The sequence below is a fragment of the Ensifer sp. ZNC0028 genome, from assembly GCF_000799055.1.
Classification (GTDB): domain Bacteria; phylum Pseudomonadota; class Alphaproteobacteria; order Rhizobiales; family Rhizobiaceae; genus Ensifer.
The window spans coordinates 1-16,794 of sequence record NZ_JTLA01000180.1; the positions used below are offsets into that span (position 1 = coordinate 1).

General features: G+C 64.0%; 17 protein-coding genes. 8 read left to right on the forward strand and 9 right to left on the reverse strand.

Features of this window, described 5'->3' with window-relative positions; translation table 11 throughout:
• Window positions 1-339: 339 nt before the first annotated feature.
• From L981_RS31760 to nthA, 3 genes are read right to left on the reverse strand one after another with little or no spacing between them, the layout of a single operon-like run.
• Window positions 340-729: a nitrile hydratase accessory protein gene (locus L981_RS31760; protein WP_156134314.1), complete on the reverse strand. Its 390-nt coding sequence runs from the start codon at window positions 727-729 to the stop codon at window positions 340-342.
• On the reverse strand, window positions 698-1,357 hold the full coding sequence (nthB, locus tag L981_RS31765) for a nitrile hydratase subunit beta (RefSeq protein ID WP_043626344.1): 660 nt from the start codon (window positions 1,355-1,357) through the stop codon (window positions 698-700). The genes L981_RS31760 and nthB overlap by 32 nt, the downstream gene beginning before the upstream one ends.
• On the reverse strand, window positions 1,354-1,992 hold the full coding sequence (gene nthA / locus L981_RS31770; RefSeq protein WP_043626346.1) for a nitrile hydratase subunit alpha: 639 nt from the start codon (window positions 1,990-1,992) through the stop codon (window positions 1,354-1,356). Before nthA ends, nthB begins: the two co-directional genes overlap by 4 nt.
• A 471-nt stretch (window positions 1,993-2,463) precedes the next feature.
• Between nthA and L981_RS31775 the strand changes: the two genes are divergently transcribed.
• The 3 genes from L981_RS31775 to L981_RS31785 all read left to right on the forward strand — a co-directional run bounded on the left by L981_RS31775 (window position 2,464) and on the right by L981_RS31785 (window position 5,270).
• On the forward strand, window positions 2,464-3,360 hold the full coding sequence (locus L981_RS31775) for a hypothetical protein (protein ID WP_156134315.1): 897 nt from the start codon (window positions 2,464-2,466) through the stop codon (window positions 3,358-3,360).
• A 150-nt stretch (window positions 3,361-3,510) separates the two neighbouring features.
• Complete coding sequence (locus tag L981_RS31780; protein ID WP_043626350.1) at window positions 3,511-4,791, forward strand: SDR family oxidoreductase; 1,281 nt, start codon at window positions 3,511-3,513, stop codon at window positions 4,789-4,791.
• Window positions 4,791-5,270, forward strand: coding sequence for a DUF2269 domain-containing protein (locus L981_RS31785; protein WP_043626352.1), 480 nt, complete (start codon window positions 4,791-4,793; stop codon window positions 5,268-5,270). Before L981_RS31780 ends, L981_RS31785 begins: the two co-directional genes overlap by 1 nt.
• Here L981_RS31785 and L981_RS31790 read toward each other — a convergent pair.
• Together L981_RS31790 and L981_RS31795 are read right to left on the reverse strand one after the other, a co-directional pair.
• Window positions 5,262-5,855, reverse strand: coding sequence for a LysE family translocator (locus L981_RS31790; protein WP_043626354.1), 594 nt, complete (start codon window positions 5,853-5,855; stop codon window positions 5,262-5,264). The two genes, L981_RS31785 and L981_RS31790, sit on opposite strands and share 9 nt — an antisense overlap.
• A gap of 336 nt (window positions 5,856-6,191) precedes the next feature.
• The gene (locus L981_RS31795; protein WP_043626355.1) at window positions 6,192-7,103 is read right to left on the reverse strand and encodes an MBL fold metallo-hydrolase; all 912 of its coding nucleotides are present in this window, start codon (window positions 7,101-7,103) and stop codon (window positions 6,192-6,194) included.
• A gap of 116 nt (window positions 7,104-7,219) precedes the next feature.
• Between L981_RS31795 and L981_RS31800 the strand changes: the two genes are divergently transcribed.
• Together L981_RS31800 and L981_RS31805 are read left to right on the forward strand one after the other, a co-directional pair.
• Window positions 7,220-8,128, forward strand: a complete 909-nt coding sequence (locus L981_RS31800; protein ID WP_043626357.1) for a LysR family transcriptional regulator — start codon at window positions 7,220-7,222, stop codon at window positions 8,126-8,128.
• A 161-nt stretch (window positions 8,129-8,289) separates the two neighbouring features.
• On the forward strand, window positions 8,290-9,135 hold the full coding sequence (locus L981_RS31805; protein WP_043626359.1) for an aldo/keto reductase: 846 nt from the start codon (window positions 8,290-8,292) through the stop codon (window positions 9,133-9,135).
• A gap of 142 nt (window positions 9,136-9,277) precedes the next feature.
• Here L981_RS31805 and L981_RS31810 read toward each other — a convergent pair whose 3' ends face one another.
• Window positions 9,278-10,258: an acyl-CoA desaturase gene (locus tag L981_RS31810; protein WP_371258918.1), complete on the reverse strand. Its 981-nt coding sequence runs from the start codon at window positions 10,256-10,258 to the stop codon at window positions 9,278-9,280.
• Window positions 10,259-10,462: 204 nt separating this feature from the next.
• On the opposite strand from L981_RS31810, the gene L981_RS31815 reads away from it, so the two are divergent.
• Together L981_RS31815 and L981_RS31820 are read left to right on the forward strand one after the other, a co-directional pair.
• On the forward strand, window positions 10,463-10,819 hold the full coding sequence (locus tag L981_RS31815) for a metalloregulator ArsR/SmtB family transcription factor (protein WP_043626367.1): 357 nt from the start codon (window positions 10,463-10,465) through the stop codon (window positions 10,817-10,819).
• 71 nt (window positions 10,820-10,890) lie between these two features.
• Complete coding sequence (locus tag L981_RS31820; protein WP_197067218.1) at window positions 10,891-11,142, forward strand: hypothetical protein; 252 nt, start codon at window positions 10,891-10,893, stop codon at window positions 11,140-11,142.
• A gap of 19 nt (window positions 11,143-11,161) precedes the next feature.
• On the opposite strand, the gene L981_RS31825 is transcribed toward L981_RS31820, so the two are convergent.
• The 3 genes from L981_RS31825 to L981_RS31835 all read right to left on the reverse strand — a co-directional run bounded on the left by L981_RS31825 (window position 11,162) and on the right by L981_RS31835 (window position 14,926).
• A complete protein-coding gene (locus L981_RS31825) occupies window positions 11,162-12,187 on the reverse strand; it encodes an NADP-dependent oxidoreductase (protein WP_245281755.1) in 1,026 nt (341 codons plus the stop codon).
• Window positions 12,188-12,552: 365 nt separating this feature from the next.
• A complete protein-coding gene (ilvN, locus tag L981_RS31830; RefSeq protein WP_034792687.1) occupies window positions 12,553-13,125 on the reverse strand; it encodes an acetolactate synthase small subunit in 573 nt (190 codons plus the stop codon).
• 22 nt (window positions 13,126-13,147) lie between these two features.
• Window positions 13,148-14,926, reverse strand: a complete 1,779-nt coding sequence (locus L981_RS31835; RefSeq protein ID WP_034792684.1) for an acetolactate synthase 3 large subunit — start codon at window positions 14,924-14,926, stop codon at window positions 13,148-13,150.
• Window positions 14,927-15,436: 510 nt separating this feature from the next.
• On the opposite strand from L981_RS31835, the gene L981_RS31840 reads away from it, so the two are divergent.
• The coding region (locus L981_RS31840) for an MATE family efflux transporter (protein WP_043626362.1) at window positions 15,437-16,794 on the forward strand (1,358 nt) is incomplete at its 3' end.

Here is a 16,794-nt window from a genome sequence, read left to right on the forward strand (position 1 = left end):
CCCCTCACTGTCCTGCCGGACATCTCTCCCCGCAGGCGGGGAGAGAACCGCTGGGCGCCCCCGTCAGCGCCAATCCTCACCGCGCCAAAATCAGTCCCAGCCTTCGCGACGGGTAGAACCGCCGCCACCGGCTCCCTCTAGCCGCAGATGGCAAAGTGAAACGTGTGGCGCCCGCTCGTCACCCAGGTGCTCCGTCAGGCTCACCTTTCGACTCAGGCTCACCTTTCGACGATGACGCCAAGTGCCGGGGGCGACAAAGGGCACGTCCCTTCTCCCCGCCTGCGGGGAGAAGGCTAGGATGAGGGGCAAAGCCGCACCGACCTTGCGAAGCGGCCGCACCTACCTGAGCGGATCGTTCTCGATCACGATCGGCTTGCCGTGCGGCGTTGCTTCTGCTGCCCGCTGCCAGCTCGCCGTCAGGTCTTCCAGTTCTCGACCGGAGGCGAGCGAAAGCTCGGTGACGAGGCGCGAGAGGGCTGCCACCCAGCAGTCGTAATAGTCGCTGGCATCGGCCTTGCGGCCGGGTTTGTAGAGTTCGGCCGAAAGCGCTTCTGCCCATTCCGGCCAGGAGAACACGCCCTTTTCGTGCAGGCGCACGGTCATGGCGAAGGCGTTGGCCTGCCAGGGCTCGGCAAAGACCGGATCGCCCTCCGGCGACTTCGGCAGTTCGGCCGAGGCGACGAGCGGCGATGTCACCTTACACGTGCTCAAGATATCTCTCCCAGGCATCGATCGAAACGGTCAGAGTCGGATCGGCGCCCTCGCCCCAGATCTCCGGCCCGTCGAAAACGACCGTATAGACCCATTGCGGATTTTCGCCGCGGCCATGGGCGTTGTCGTCAGGAAAGACGAAGGAGCCCTGCACCGCCTCGACCCGGCCGAGCTTGGCGCGAGCATAGCGCGGCAGGCGCGTATGGGTCTCCGGATTGAAGTTCTTCGTCTTCACCCGGTCGCCGACAGCAAAGCGTGGCGCGGCATCGACAGGCCGATCGCAGGGGCCACCCTTGGCGAGCACGCCCGCCACCATATCGGCCTTCAGCACCCGCTTCGGCGCCGTCCCCTGCTCCAGCCTGTGCCCGCCGTCGAGCTCGGCCTGGGTCACGAAGCCGTGGCGCTTCAACAGCGTTTCCAGCGCGCGGGTCCAGATCTCGTAATAGCTCGCCGACAGATAGGTCGCCGGCGGCAGGCTTTCGCGCGCATGCCGGCTTTCGTCTATCGTCCACGCGCCGAAGGCGCCGCAGGAAAGCGTGACGCCGAGCGCCCGCTTTTCCCATTCGCCGTGGAAATAGGGCTCGTCCTTTTCCGGCGCCACCGGACCGAGGCCGTGGGCACCGCCGAGATCGTGCGGACCGTTCATCGAAGCGCCTCCGCGGAAAGGGCGAGGCCCGTGCCGATCATCGCGTCGCGCGTGACGAGTGCTGCGAGTTCCTCCTCGGTGAACCCTTCCGTCCCTGCCGGGCGTTCGGGGATCACCAGATATCTGAGCTCCGCCGTCGAATCCCAGACACGGATGCGCGTCGTCTCAGGCAGGCTCAGGCCGAATTCCTGGAGCACCCCACGCGGATCGATGACGGCGCGCGAGCGATAGGGCGGCGCCTTGTACCAGACCGGCGGCAGACCGAGCACCGACCAAGGGTAACAGGAACAGAGCGTGCAGACGACGAGGTTATGGGTGTCGGTCGTGTTGAATACGGCGCGCATATGCTCGCCCTGCCGGCCGGTGTAACTGAGGCTGGCGATCGCCTCGGTCGCATCCCGCTTCAGCCATTCGGCGAACCCGGGATCCACCCAGGACTTGGCGACGACGCGCGCACCATTGCGCGGCCCGATCTTCGTCTCATAGGTCTCGACGATCGCATCGATCGCCGCCGGATCGATCAGCCCCTTCTCCGTCAGCACCGTCTCCAGCGCCTTCACCCGCGCTTCCATGTCGGTGAAATGGTTGTCGTGGTGGTGGTCGTGATCGTGGTGATCGTGATGGTGTTCGGACATTGCCTGGCTCCTCGCAACGCCGTGCCATCACAGGCACAAAGATGGCGCTGCCTCCTCATAAAGTCGTAGCGCATAAACCCCGGATTCGAAATCGATTTCAACGCCCGCGGGTACCCGCAATTGTCACCATAACAAGTCTGGCCCGATGCGGTTCGTACCAGGCCACCGAGTAAGCCGGCTACCGCTGCCGGCGATCATTTGCCATGCAGTTCCGAATGCCTCATCTGCGCCATCTCTCTCGCACGCCGGAGCTGGGCTATGCTCCGTTGCAGCATGGCGATTCGGATCGCCCGATGCCGGCAGGCGCGAAAGGTTTAAGGGCGACATGAGGGCGGCTGACAAGGAATGATGACATCAATCGAACGTGCATTCCCGAACCGCGCAGTCCGCATTGTTGCCCCTGGCTTCTCCCTCGGTTTCCTCTTCCTGCTGTCAGCAATCCTGCCGCTGCCGATTGCCGTCGGGCTGCTAATGTTGCCGATCGACGAGATCAGGCGCGACTATTTCATCAACCGGAACCCCACTTTCATCAGCGGTGCCGAGATCTGCGCGATCGACTGTGCTCCCGAGGAGAGCGGCCCGCAGGAACGTCTGCAGTGCGCTATGGAAGTTCGCTTTGTCCACGACGGCCGGCCCCATCAGCAAATGCTGGCGGGTCGCTCCGTTGGCGAACCAGGGCCTTGCCGGCAGGGCAGCATCACCATCGCGGCCGCCCGCCCGGAATATGTCAGCCTTGCCCATGACTATCGCAGCAGCCTTCGCACATCGGCGTTGCGGCTCATCCTCGGCGTGAGCCTCCTGTCGTTCTGTGTCGCGATGCTGATGAAGGCGGTACCCATCCTGCTTGCCCGCCGCGCCGCCGGCCGGAGGTACCTGCTGAAACCCGTCATCGTCGATGTCAGCGGCAAGCGTGTCCTGCGCTACATTCCAGGCAGCCCATTTGCGCCTCACGCGACCAAAACCGCTTACACCCGGATGGCGCCGAAACAGGCGCCGCTTTACATCAGATCGCAGGGCGACCGCAGCGCTTTGCCGACGGAGGCTTTTGCCGGGCATCCCTACCCCGCCCTTGCCGTGATCGCTGAGGGGGTCCCTCTACCGATCCTGCTTGATCGAGAACTCACGCGGCTTGAACTCAGTGAGCCGGAACGCAACCGCATTCGCGCCGGCATCGAAGAAGCCATCGGATTGCCCCCTGGCGAAACGGCAACACCCGCCTACATTCGGCAGCGACTCATCCAGCCGTTTCTGGCACATAAGCCCTTCAACAGGCCATGGTGGCTTCAGAAATGGGCATTGAGGTTTGCCGTAACGATCCCGCCGTTTCTCTTGGCGACCATCTGGTTCATCGTTCTTCAGATCCTTTGAAGGGCTCCTCGCAGCAACCAGACTTGGCTGCGCCACAGCGCGCGCTTTACGCGCGGTGACCGAAAAAGCGCAGGCCCGCATGGCAATACGCCAGCTAAGGCAATCGATCTTTGCCCGCCCTCTTAACCGGCTGCCCTGTAAGATAACGGCATGAAGGTTCTGATTCTCGGCGCTACCGGCTTCATCGGCTCGGCCCTCCTCGATCGACTGGCAAGCGACGGACACGCGGTGACCGGGCTTGGCCGCAATGTCGCCCGCGCCCGGTTGAAGCGGCCGGAGGCCCGATGGCTTGCGGCCGATCTTGCGCGCATGCGCGACGCCAGCGACTGGAAGCCGCTCATCGAGAGCCATGACGTCATCGTCAATTGCGCGGGCGCGCTGCAGGATGGCCTTGCCGATGAAGTGGCCGCGACGCAGGAGACAGCGATGCTGGCGCTCTATGCGGCAGCCAAGGCGTCTCCCATCCGCATCGTCCAGATTTCCGCACCGCGTGGCGGTGCCGGCAACGAGAGCGCCTTCCTCGCCACCAAGTTCCGCGCCGACGAGGCGCTGGCGGCAAGCGGCGTGGCGCATGTCATCCTGCGGCCGGCCCTGGTGCTCGGCCGCAACGCCCATGGCGGCTCAGCGCTTCTGCGCGCGCTTGCCGCCCTGCCCTTCGTCACGCCGCTCGTCCATGCGGCGGCCCGCGTCGAGACCGTGGCCCTGAGCGACGTGGCCGAGGCCGTCAGCGCCGCCGTCGCCGGGTTGATCCCCGATGGAAGCGATGTCGTGCTCGGCCACAAGGAACCACCGACGCTCGCCGAACTCGTGGCGCTGCACCGGCAATGGCTAGGCCTTCCGGTGGCAAGGACCGTCAGGCTGCCGCCGGCACTTGCCGCGCCTGTCGGCCTCCTTGCAGACCTCGCCGGGCGGCTCGGCTGGCGCTCACCCCTGCGCTCGACCGCTCTGTCGGTCATGGCCGGCGGTGTTTCGGCCCAGGATGGCGCCCGCGCTGCGGTCCCGTTCCTTTCCGCGCGCCAAAGCCTTTCGGCTGCGCCATCCGGCGTACAGGACCTCTGGTTTGCCCGCCTCTATCTGTTGAAGCCGCTGATGATCGTCGGGTTGTCGCTCTTCTGGCTGCTCTCGGGCGCGATCCCGCTGTTCGACCTCGACGCGGCCCGGCACCATTTCCTGCGGTTTGTTGACCATGGCCCGGCAACGGCACTGACGCTTGCCACCTGCTTTGCCGACATTGCGCTCGGCTTCGCCGTGCTGGTGCGCCCGTGGGCAAGGCGCGCGCTCTTCGGCATGCTCGCACTGTCGGTCGCCTATCTCGCCTCTGCTACCCTCGTCGAACCCGAACTCTGGGCGGATCCGCTCGGGCCGCTCGACAAGGTGCTGCCGTCGCTGCTTCTCACGCTGGCGACGCTGGCCATACTGGATGAACGCTGATGCCGCTCGAAGATCTGCTGCGCCTTGCCCATGTGATCGGTGCCGCGGTGCTCTTCGGCACCGGCGCTGGTATCGCCTTCTTCATGCTGATGGCCAGGCGCACGCGCGATGCCCGGCTGATCGCCCACGTCGCCGGAACGGTGGTCGTCGCCGACACGGTCTTCACCGCGACAGCGGTGCTGCTCCAGCCAATCACCGGTTACCTGCTGGCGACGAGTATCGGCTGGTCGCTCACGGAAGGATGGATCGCACTGTCGCTGATCCTCTATGTCGTCACCGGCCTCTTCTGGCTGCCGGTCGTTTGGATCCAGTTGCGGCTGCGCGATCTCGCCCGGCTTGCAACGGCCAACGGTGCCCCGCTGCCAGCGGAGTTCGACCGGCTCTATGCCGTCTGGTTTGCCTGCGGCTTCCCGGCCTTCTTTGCCGTCACCGGCATCTTCTGGCTGATGCTGGTGAAGCCGCAATTCGCACTATTTTAGCATCGGCCAAAGGCTGACGACGAGAAGCACCGCCATGGTGATGTTGAACCATTTCAGCCGCGACGGTTCCGACAGCCACTGGCGCAGCGCCGAGCCGAAGCCTGCCCAGGTGGAGACGCTCGGCACGTTGACGAGCGCAAAGACGAGGCCGACGACGAGCACGCTGAAGAGGTAGCTATCGCTGCTGGTATAGGTGGCCATCGCCGACACCGCCATAACCCAGGCCTTGGGGTTGACCCATTGGAAGGCGGCGGCCCCGATGAAGGTCATCGGCTGTGCGCTGGCCTTGCCTTCGGACAGCGAACGCGAGGTGCCGATCTTCCAGGCGATCCAGACGAGATAGGCACCGCCGGCAAATTTCAGCGCGGTATAGACGGCCGGCACGGAATGAAGCAGCGCGCCGAGGCCGAAACCGACGGCGATCAGCAGCAGGAAGAAGCCGGCGCCGATGCCCAGCATGTGCGGAATGGTGCGCACGAAACCGAAGTTCACGCCCGACGCGAACAGCATCATGTTGTTCGGGCCCGGCGTGATCGAGGTGGTGAATGCGAACAAAAACAGCGCCAGCAGCGTATCGGCCTGCATGGTTTCCTCCCGGTCAATTGGGTCAGCATAGCTGACCTAATCACCGGTGCCAGCCGCGAACTTGTCATGGTGACAATTGCTGGTGGTGGCCCGGCACGCTCGGAGTGGCTGTTGTAGCGGCAACCGCATTCGCGCATCGCCCGACCGCCGGATATCGCCCTATCGAGAGCCGCAGTCCTGTTATGGACACCCGACCGGCACGGGGTCCTCGGGCTCCAAGGAACCGGCGCTCACATCCCCCGTCACGCGGACGAAAATGTGAGCGCGGCGTTCCTCAAGGGACATCGCGGCAGCAACCAGCAAAACCATACTGCCCGGCCAGGCCGAGCGCCCGGCTCAGCCCCACTTCATCTCGCCCTTGGCGACCTTGGCGCCGAGTTCGAGCGTGGAGATGCCGGGCAGATCCGGATAACGCTTGGTCATCGCCGCAATCAGCTCGCCGCTGTCCTTGGCGGCGGCGGCCGCCTCGTTGAAGGCTGCGAGATAATCACGGGTAAAGCGAATGGCCTCGACGCCCTCCGGCCCACCCGCGCTCTTGTGCGCCGGCACGACCACCGCGGGCTTGCGCGCTGCCATGGCGTCGAGCGCCTCGATCCATTTCTGTCTGCCCTCGACGGTCGCCTCGTCGGCCACCCAGACATGCGAACCGGAATAGACGAGCGCGCCGCCGAAGATGGCGTTCAGTTCCGGCACGAAGAGATAGCGCCGGTCCTTCATCCCCTCAATCGTCACGATCTCGATCGTGCTGCCCTCGATCGTCAACGACGTGCTGTCGTCCGGCGTCGGCATCACCACATCGGCGAGTGTCTGCGGACCATTGTCCTTCAACTGCGGCCCCCAGGTTTCAAGCTTGCCTTCAACATTGGCCTTGATCGCCTCGACGGTCGCCGAAGCGGCGATGACCTTCGCATCCGGAAAGGCTTCGACGATCGGCTTGAGGCTGAAATAGAAATCCGGATCGTTGCAGCTGACATAGATGGTTGTCAGCCGCTTGCCCGTTGCCTTGATCGCCTCGGCCACCGCCCGACCGTCGGAAAACGTAAAGCCGCCATCGATCAGGATCGCGTCGCTGTTGCCGGCCAGCAGCACCGGCGTGCGGTTGAAGCCGGCATCGTCCGCCTGGAAATAACGCCATTCGAGCTTCGAGGCAGCCCTGGCAAGGCTGCTGCCAATGGGCTGAATGAGGATGGCGGCGCCGGCCGCCGCCATCGTCTTGAGTGCGGTCCGGCGGGTCAACTGGATCTGCATGGGGTCTCCTTGGGCTTTTGTCGTGCCCGGCAGGATGACGGCATGGGCGCTCTTGAAAAAGCCCGACCGTCCGAACAGACTGTCTGAGGGCTTCAGACAATCACGAAGAATTTTGAATGACTGTAAACTTAAACCGACTCTCGCATTTCGTTGCCGTGGTCGAATGCGGCTCGTTTACGGCCGCCGCCGAACGGCTGGGCCTTGCCAAGGCCGCCGTCAGCCATCAGGTCGCCCAGCTCGAAAAGGAGCTGGGCACCACCCTGCTCGTGCGCACCACCCGGCGGCTGAGCCCGACCGCGACCGGCCAACGCTTCTACGAGCGCTGCGCCCTGATCCTGCGCGATGCCGGCGAGGCCGTCGGCGCGGTCTCGGCCGAAACCGAAATCCCGAGCGGCACGCTGACGCTGACGGCGCCGCTCGACTATGGCGCCAAGGTCGTGACCAACGCCGTCGCCGCCTATCTCGCGGCCTATCCCGACATGCGGGTGGAGCTGAGCTTCGGCGACACCGTTCTCGACATGATCGAGAAGCGCCTCGACCTCGCCATCCGCGCCGGCTGGCTGGTCGATTCCAGCGAACGGGCAAAACGCATCGGCACCTTTCAGCAGCACCTCGTCGCGACACCCGCCTATGCCGCCAAGCTCGGCGCCATCACGCATCCCGATCAATTGATGGAGGCAGACTGGATCGCCAATGGCGCGTTGAAGGCACCGCTCGAATGGACCTTCACGGATGCAGCGGGCACCGCGACGGCGATCATAGGCAAGGCGCTTGTCACCGCCGACAGCACCGATTCCGCCCATTGCTGCGCTGTCGCCGGCATCGGGCTTGCCGTGCTGCCGGACTATCAGGTGCGAACCGACATCGCCGATGGCCGGCTGGTGCGTTTGGTCGCCGACTGGTCGCTGCCCTCGGGCGGCATCCATGTCGTCTATCCGCCCTCCCATTTCCGCCCGGCGCGCGTGCGTGCCTTCGTCGAGATCCTGCAGCGCATGGAAAAGGAGCGCGGGCGGCCTTCCGGATGAAGGCTCGAAAGACCGGCGGGATGCGCTAGATTGCCCGCTACCCGCCTGTTTCCTGAAAGCGTTTCCGTTTTTAGGGATAGAAACTTGGTGCACGTCAAAGTGCTACATGACCTTGGCGCATCGTGAAGGGTGCGGGCAAATTCGGCCGCGAGGAGAACAGCATGCACGATCCGATCCCGACGACGACACTTCCCGATGGCCGCGCGATCCCGGTTCTCGGCCAGGGTACCTGGCGCATGGGCGACAGCGCCGCGCGCAAGGCCGACGAGGTGAAGAGCCTGCAACTCGGCCTTGATCTCGGCCTGACGCTGATCGACACGGCGGAAATGTACGGCAACGGTGCGTCCGAGCGCGTCGTCGGCGAAGCGGTGCGCGGCCGTCGCGACGAGGCCTTCATCGTCAGCAAGGTGCTGCCGTCCAATGCCAGCCGCCTCGGCACCGAGGCCGCCTGCGAACGTAGCCTGAAACATCTCGGTCTCGACCACATCGATCTCTACCTGCTGCACTGGCGCGGCGGCTATCCGCTGGCGGAAACCGTTGCCGCCTTCGAGGCGCTGAAGAGGTCAGGCAAGATCGGCGCCTGGGGCGTCTCGAACTTCGACGTCGATGACATGGAGGAACTGCTCGGCGTACCGGATGGAAAGAACGTTGCCGTCAACCAGGTGCTCTACAACCTCTCGCGCCGTGGCATCGAGTTCGACCTTTTGCCCTGGTGCCAAAGCCAAGGCATCGCCATCATGGCCTATTCGCCGCTCGACGAAGGCCGGCTGCTGCGCAACCCCGATCTCATCCACATCGCCAAGGCGCACCAGGCGACGCCATCCCAGATCGCCCTTGCCTTCCTCAAGGCCCGCCCCGGCGTGATCTCGATCCCCAAGACCGGCTCGGCCGACCGCGTCCGCGAAAACCGCGACGCGATGGACATCCACCTGACGGCGCAAGACCTCACCGCCCTCGACCACGCCTTCCCACCACCGAAGCGCAAGCGGTCTCTAGAGATGATCTGAGGGCTCTGCCCGCGGACAAGGCCGCCCGCCCGCGAGGAAGCCCCTCATCCCGCGCCTAGCGGGGAGAAGGAGTTTCGCTGCACTTACTCGCCCCAACGAACACAGGAGACGGTCGTGCCGTCTCTGGAAATCTGGGGCAATGTCAACGGGACCCCGTCCCTCTCCCCGCCTGCGGGAGAGGGTTAGGGTAAGGGTAAGGGGTAACCCCAATTTCGGCACTGTCCGTTCCGGCGCCGAGAACGGTCGCCGGAGCGACGCGCACGAGGCCGGCGCGGCGTTGCGTATTGGACGGCAGCTTGATCGTCGAGGCCAGGCCAAGGCGTGCAAGCAGGCGGATGAACCACCAGCCGAGATCAACCTGTCCGGGCTCGATGCCGAGCCGGGCGGATTCGGGAAAGGCGTGGTGGTTGCCGTGATAGCTTTCGCCAAAGGTCACCAGACCGAAACGCGGCAGGTTGTAGCCCTGCACCGCGACGCCATCGACGCGCCAGCCCTGCTCGCCATCGCGATGGGCGAAATGACCGACCAGCCAATGCCCGGTCAGCGACACTGAGACACGCACCGCCACGCCCCAGACCACCCAGGAAATGCCGCCAAAGGCGAACAGCAACAGCGCCAGCGGCGCCTGCTGCAGCATCCAGGTCGCCTCAAGGAAGCGATAGAACCGATCCTGCGCGACGCGATCTTCGATGACGAAGCGCGGCGGATGATCGAGCGCCAGCACGCAGTGCATCTGCCAGAAGGCGTCCTGAAAGAACGGCCGGCGATGGGCGAAGAGATCGTGGCAGGCCGGCTGGCGCTGCGCCCAGTCGCGGATGTCATGGGCGTAGATCATGCCGAACGGCCCGGCCATGCCGACGAGCACCCCGAGATAGACGAGGATGCGCTCGAGCCAGAGAGGCGCCTCGAACGAACGATGAATCAGCAGCCGGTGCATGCCGACCGAATGGCCGAGGCAGATCGTCAGGGCCGTGAGAGCGACGAAGACCGCAAGTGCCTCCAAGGAAAACGTCACTGGTGCGCCGACGAGCGCCACGACCGTCATGCCGCTGATCCACAGCGACTTGCTCGCAGCCCAGACAGCCTTGCCGTTCACCGGATCGCTGCCGGTTTGCGCGATCATTCGCCCTGTCGATTGGACATCCATGGCACCCCCCCGTAGCGACATCGTCATCTGATGTCAGGCAACACTGAAGGCTCCGGTTGAAAACAACCGGCGCAGAAGGTAATTAGGAAATAAGCTAAATATACATGTACGCGCCAAATGATAATTAGGCAATAAACTAATTATCTAGCGGCAAATGCCAGCACTGTGGAGGAGGCGACCGTGGAAGACGACAGGGCCCAGAACGCGCTCGAAGGCGACGCAGGCGGATCGGTCCAGCGTGTCTTCAACGCGCTGTCGTCGCTGCATCGACGCAAGATCCTGGCCTACCTTTCAGCATCGAGCCTGACGGCTGGCGAAATCGCCGAACGCTTCAACATGAGCAAGCCTTCTATCTCACAGCATCTGAGTGTGCTGGAAAACGCCGGCCTGATTGCCAAGGAGAAACGCGGCCAGTTCGTTCACTACACGCTGGTGACAAACAATCTGGTCAACACGCTGAATGGTTTTGCCCAGGAGGTCTGCCCCGTCAGCCGTCCGCTCAAGCAGGAGAGCGAAGCCAAGGCGAAGAAAGACTGAAAGCAAGAGCTCAGTCTGGCGAAACGCTTGTGCATCAAACGCGGACGGCGCGACGCACGAAGGGAAAGATCTTGACCCTCGATGACATCGACAAAATCACCACCAAGGACGATTTCGCGTGTTTCGTGGAGAAACTGCGGGAACACCTGCAGCAATCTCCCGAAGAATGGGAAAACGTAACTCTTGAGAGCTTTCTCGAAGCGATGGAGGCCTGGGTCCGCGACATCGACGGGTACATCGCCAACTCCGGTGACAAGGATGCTGTCAATCCAAGCTGGAAGACCTTTGCCAAGGTCCTCCAGGCGGCAAGTATCTACGAGTAGCGCGGACAAGCGATGATTGTTATCCGCCCACAATCTCCACCACCACCTTGCCCTTGGCGCGGCCGGATTCCAGATAGGCGAAGGCTACGGCGACATCGTTCAGGGTAAACACGCGGTCGATCACCGGCCTGACCGTCCCGGCGTCGATGAGGCCGGCGAGTTCGGTTAGCTCGGGGCCGCTCGGATGCATGAAGAGGTAGCGGTAGGCAACGCCGTGCTTTCGGGCGATGGCGCGGATCTTGTAGGACGCCAGCCAGAACAGCACCCTCAAGAACAGGCCGCGGCCGAGATCCTTTCGTGCGGTTTCCGGCTCGGGCATGCCGGCGATGGACACCACCTTGCCGCCGCGCTTGACTACGCCGAAGGATTTTAGAAGCGTCTCGCCGCCGAGCAGGTCGAAGGCGCCGTCCATGTCGCGCAGGCGCTCTTCGAAACGTTCCTTCGTGTAGTCGATCACCACGTCGGCGCCGAGGTCCTCGACCAGCGCACGGCCGCGCGGCGATGCGGTGGTCGTGACCTCCGCGCCCAGCCATTTCGCCAGTTGAATGGCGAAGGTGCCGACGCCGCCGGCGCCACCGGGAATGAAAATCCGGCTGCCTCGCCCCACGTGAAGTTCGTCGCGCAGCGCCTGCAGGGCCGTGAGGCCGGCAAGCGGCACGCCGGCCGCCGTGTTGAAATCGATCGATGCGGGCATCTTCGCCAGAAACCGTTCGGGTACGACGGCATATTCGGCGAGAGCGCCCATGGCGCCCTTGGGCATGCGCGCAAAGACCCGGTCGCCTGGCGCAAACGACGTGACGCCCTCTCCCAGTTCCTCGACGACACCCGCAAGCTCGTTGCCCATGACGACAGGCAAGGAGTAGCGCTGGACGACTTTCAGCATCCCGTCCCGTGTCTTGTAATCAACCGGATTGAGGCCGGCGGCATGCACTCGGACAAGCACCTCGCCGCTCGCTGCGCGTGGGCGCCGCACGTCGCGCAGTTGCGCGGCATCGGAACCACGATATCTCGTCAGGACCAAAGCCTTCATCTTGGTAGAATGCATCGGGCACCTGCGATCGTGAGAAATTCTCTTCGGGATCACTCCGCGAGAAATGCCGTGCGAAGTCAACCATGGGCTTGGCGTTGGCGGTTTCGGTCGCGACCGCGTGCACCGATGAGGCGGCCTGCCGACGTTTCGGCTGCGGCTGCCCTCATCCGGCATGCCGGCCACCTTCTGCCCGCACACGGGGAAAAGGACCCCGTGGCGAGCGCCTGGTCCCGGGGATGCGGGAACACCTTCGGCAGAGCGCGTAACCCTGACGGCGCAGTGGCTTTCCACTCAAAACGGAAAGGGCAGCCCAGCGCGAAGCGTGGGCTGCCCAATTTGAAGCGAGGCGAGGCCTTGTCGGCCCCGTCACGGAAGCAAGATCACATGCCTTGCGGGCCGCGGTTCATGGCCGCAATACCGGTGCGGCAGACTTCGATGAGGCCGAGGGGCTTCATGATGGCGATGAACTGCTCGATCTTCGACGGCTTGCCGGTGATCTCGAACACGAAGTGATCGATGTTGGCGTCGATGACGGAGGCGCGGAAGGCGTCGGCGAGACGCAGCGCCTCGACCCGATGATCGCCAGATCCGTGCACCTTGACGAGCGCCAGTTCGCGCTCGATCGGCCGGTCGTGGCCTAGGCTGGCGGCGCGCACGGTCAGGTCGACGACGCGGTGGACCGGAACCAGCCGTTCCAGCTGGTTCTTGATCTGGTCGAGCACGTGCGGCGTACCGCGCGTCACAATGGTGATGCGCGACAGGTGCGCCTCGTGTTCCGTTTCCGAAACCGTGAGGCTCTCAATGTTGTAGCCGCGGCCGGAGAACAGGCCGATGACGCGGGCAAGGACGCCCGGCTCGTTGTCGACGAGGACCGAAAGCGTGTGGGTTTCGGCGACTTCGGTCTCCTTGGCGATGAAGTAGGCGGAGCCGGTCGGTTGAAGGTGTGCGTTCATGTGCGTGGTTCCTCTACCTGTCTCAGACCAGCTGACGGCCCTTGGCGTCGATCGCGTTGGCGACCGCTTCGTCCGTGGCTTCGTCGGGCAACAGCATCTCGTTATGGGCCTTGCCCGAGGGGATCATCGGGAAGCAGTTGGCGAGATTGGCGACGCGGCAGTCGAAGATGACCGGCGCCGGCGTGTCGATCATCTTGCGGATCGCAGCGTCGAGTTCGCTCGGCTTGTCGCAACGGATGCCGACGCCACCATAGGCTTCCGCCAGCTTGACGAAGTCAGGCATGGCTTCCGTGTAGGAGTGCGACAGGCGGTTGCCGTGCAGCAGCTGCTGCCACTGGCGCACCATGCCCATGTACTGGTTGTTGAGGATGAAGATCTTGACCGGCAGGCCGTACTGCACCGCGCAGGACATTTCCTGGATGCACATCTGGATCGAGGCATCGCCGGCGATGTCGACGACGAGGCTGTTCGGATGCGCGACCTGCACGCCGATCGCCGCCGGGAAACCGTAACCCATCGTGCCGAGGCCGCCCGAGGTCATCCAGCGGTTCGGCTGTTCGAAGCCGAAGAACTGCGCCGCCCACATCTGGTGCTGGCCGACTTCGGTGGTGATGTAGGTGTCGCGGTCCTTGCTCAGCTCATAGAGCCGCTGGATCGCATATTGCGGCATGATGACGTCGTCGTTCGGCGCATAGGCGAGCGAGTTGCGGGCGCGCCACTTGGTGATCATCTCCCACCAGTCCGAGAGACGTGCCTTGTCCGTCGACTTGGAAGCGGCACGCCACAGGCGAACCATGTCTTCCAGAACCGTGCCGACATCGCCGAGGATCGGGACGTCGACGCGGACGTTCTTGTTGATCGACGACGGGTCGATGTCGATGTGGATCTTCTTGGAGTTCGGCGAGAAGGCGTTGAGGCGGCCGGTGATGCGGTCGTCGAAGCGCGCGCCGATGCAGATCATGACGTCGCAGTCATGCATCGCCATGTTGGCCTCGTAGGTGCCGTGCATGCCGAGCATGCCGAGCCAGGCCTTGCCGGAGGCCGGATAGGCGCCGAGGCCCATCAGCGTCGAGGTGATCGGGAAGCCGGTCAGTTCGACCAGTTCGCGCAGCAGGTGCGAGGCTTCCGGTCCCGAATTGATGACGCCGCCGCCGGAATAGATGATCGGCTGGCGCGCATTGCGCATCAGTTCGACCGCTTCCTCGATCTTCTTCAGATCGCCCTGCTTCTTCGGCTGGTAGCTCTTCTGCGTCGGGACGGCAGATGGCGGCGTGTAGGTGCCGGTCGCAAACTGGACGTCCTTCGGGATATCGACGACGACCGGGCCCGGACGGCCGGACTGGGCGACGCGGAAGGCCTCATGGATGATGCGGGCGAGATCGTTGACGTCGCGAACCAGCCAGTTGTGCTTGGTGCAAGGCCGGGTGATGCCGATCGTGTCGCATTCCTGAAAGGCGTCGGAGCCGATCAGCGAGGTCGGAACCTGGCCGGAGATGCAGACGAGCGGGATCGAATCCATCAGCGCGTCCTGCAGCGGCGTCACCGCGTTGGTGGCGCCGGGACCGGAGGTTACCAGCATGACGCCGACCTTGCCGGTCGAGCGGGCATAGCCTTCGGCCATGTGGCCGGCGCCCTGCTCGTGGCGAACCAGGATGTGCTGGATATCGTCCTGCTGGTGGATTTCGTCGTAGATCGGAAGCACGGCGCCACCGGGATAGCCGAAGATATGCTCGACGCCATTGTCCTTCAGTGCCTGGAGAACGATCTCCGCGCCTGTCATCTGGTTTTCTGTACCGCTCATTGACTTGCTTCCGTCCCTTTTCCCAGTTGGGTGCTTAGCTTGTTTGAAGGCATAAAAAAAGGCCCCGTCAGGAGCCTCGTTTAGCGCATGGGTGGCTACCGCCGGATGGTTACACCATCCTGCCCATGCGCCGTCCCACCACAAGAATAACCGCAAAATTTTTCATGGGCCGAGTTGATAACCACAAATGCCTAAGGCGTCAACGGCTTTTAGTTACGCGATCTGGCTTTGCCGCGGAACAATGTTGCGCGCACCGACGCGTCTGACCGCGTGGCCGGCCCGAGAAAGCGGCACGTCTGCGGACGGGCGAAGACCATCAGGTGCCGACTTGACGGCGATGCGGCTTGGCGCTACCTCCCTTTCCGGGCTTCAGATCCCCGCCGCTCGCAGGCTTCCGGTCTCGGTGAAATCTGACTTCTGACGATATCCTCTCGCCCCGAACGCATTTCGTGTGGCAGGCAATGCGAGCCCCTCCTCTTCCCAATCGAAATGCGAGAACAGGAGCGCGGGATGTCCAAGGACACCTCCAAGCCGAATGTCTTTCTGACAGCACCCCTCGGTGCGATCTTCCTGAAGACGGCGCTGCCGATCATCTTCGTCATGAGCATGAACGGGCTGCTGACGGTGGTCGATGCCGTCATGCTCGGCATCTATGTCGGCGCCGAAGCCGTCGGCGCCGTAACCACGGTGTTTCCGATCTTCATTCTCACGGTGGCGCTGGCCACCCTCGTCGTCAGCGGCATGGCGAGCCTGCTTGCCCGCCACCTCGGCGCCGGCCGCTTTACAGAGGCCCGCGGCATCTTCGCCGGCGCCCATATGCTGGCGCTGACGATCGCCGCAGCGTTGATCGTGCTGTTCATCGTCTTTGGCGACCGCCTGGTGCTGACGCTTGCCAATGGCCCGGGACCGCTCGCCGGCATGGCCGAGCGCTATATTGCGATCATCATCTTCTGCGCGCCGGTCCAGTTCCTGCTGGCGGTGCAATCGGATGCACTTCGCTGCGAGGGGCGTGCCGGGCTGATGGCCGGCCTCAGCCTGCTGGTCTCGATCGCGAACCTCGTCCTCAACTATGTGCTGATCGCGCTCATGGACATGGGCGTAACAGGCTCCGCCACCGCCACGGTACTGGCGCAGGTCCTGGCGCTTGTGCTGATTGCCCTCTTCCGGCTGTCCGGACGCACGGAGCTGCGGCTCTCCGCCCTCCTCCGACATAATCCGCTGACGGGATGGAGCCGGATGATTGCGCTGGGCAGCCCCCAGAGCCTCGGTTTCATCGGCATGGCGCTGGTGTCGTTGACGATCATGGCGGCGTTGCAGAAGACGGCGGCCGATAACTACGACACCACGGTCGCCGCCTACGGTATCGTCACCCGCACCATGACCTTCGCCCTGTTACCGTTGCTCGGTTTGAGCCAGGCGATGCAGGCGATCGTCGGCAACAATGTCGGCGCCGGTCTTGCAGATCGGGCTGAAAGGATGCTGCGGCTCGGGCTCCTTGTGGCGCTGGCCTACTGCCTCGCCATAGAAGTGCTGCTCGTCGGCTTTGCCCGGCCGATCGGCGCGACCTTCGTCGACAACAATGCGGTCATTAGCGACGTCGCGCGGATCATGCCGGTGATGGTCGCGATGTATGTCTTCTCCGGACCGCTGATCATGCTCGGCAGCTATTTCCAGGCGATCGGCGATGCCGGCCGGGCGGCGATCCTTGGGCTTGCCAAACCCTATCTCTTCACCATGCCGCTGGTCGCACTCTACGCGTCGATCTTCGGCGAACCCGGCATCTGGTTCGCGACGCCGACCGCAGAGGCGCTGCTGCTTGCGGTCGCGCTACTGGTTCTGTGGCGGGCCTCGCGGCAGCGAGCCGCAAC

Excerpts from the sequence above, each read along its gene's own strand:
- L981_RS31790 (WP_043626354.1), bottom strand. The coding sequence starts at position 5,855 with ATGCAGGCCGATACGCTGCTGGCGCTGTTTTTGTTCGCATTCACCACC.
- L981_RS31800 (WP_043626357.1), top strand. The coding sequence starts at position 7,220 with ATGACTGTAAACTTAAACCGACTCTCGCATTTCGTTGCCGTGGTCGAA.
- L981_RS31785 (WP_043626352.1), top strand. The coding sequence starts at position 4,791 with ATGCCGCTCGAAGATCTGCTGCGCCTTGCCCATGTGATCGGTGCCGCG.
- L981_RS31835 (WP_034792684.1), bottom strand. The coding sequence starts at position 14,926 with ATGAGCGGTACAGAAAACCAGATGACAGGCGCGGAGATCGTTCTCCAG.
- L981_RS31760 (WP_156134314.1), bottom strand. The coding sequence starts at position 729 with ATGCCTGGGAGAGATATCTTGAGCACGTGTAAGGTGACATCGCCGCTC.
- L981_RS31780 (WP_043626350.1), top strand. The coding sequence starts at position 3,511 with ATGAAGGTTCTGATTCTCGGCGCTACCGGCTTCATCGGCTCGGCCCTC.
- L981_RS31775 (WP_156134315.1), top strand. The coding sequence starts at position 2,464 with ATGTTGCCGATCGACGAGATCAGGCGCGACTATTTCATCAACCGGAAC.
- L981_RS31795 (WP_043626355.1), bottom strand. The coding sequence starts at position 7,103 with ATGCAGATCCAGTTGACCCGCCGGACCGCACTCAAGACGATGGCGGCG.
- L981_RS31805 (WP_043626359.1), top strand. The coding sequence starts at position 8,290 with ATGCACGATCCGATCCCGACGACGACACTTCCCGATGGCCGCGCGATC.
- L981_RS31810 (WP_371258918.1), bottom strand. The coding sequence starts at position 10,258 with ATGATCGCGCAAACCGGCAGCGATCCGGTGAACGGCAAGGCTGTCTGG.
- ilvN (WP_034792687.1), bottom strand. The coding sequence starts at position 13,125 with ATGAACGCACACCTTCAACCGACCGGCTCCGCCTACTTCATCGCCAAG.
- nthA (WP_043626346.1), bottom strand. The coding sequence starts at position 1,992 with ATGTCCGAACACCATCACGATCACCACGATCACGACCACCACCACGAC.
- nthB (WP_043626344.1), bottom strand. The coding sequence starts at position 1,357 with ATGAACGGTCCGCACGATCTCGGCGGTGCCCACGGCCTCGGTCCGGTG.
- L981_RS31825 (WP_245281755.1), bottom strand. The coding sequence starts at position 12,187 with ATGCATTCTACCAAGATGAAGGCTTTGGTCCTGACGAGATATCGTGGT.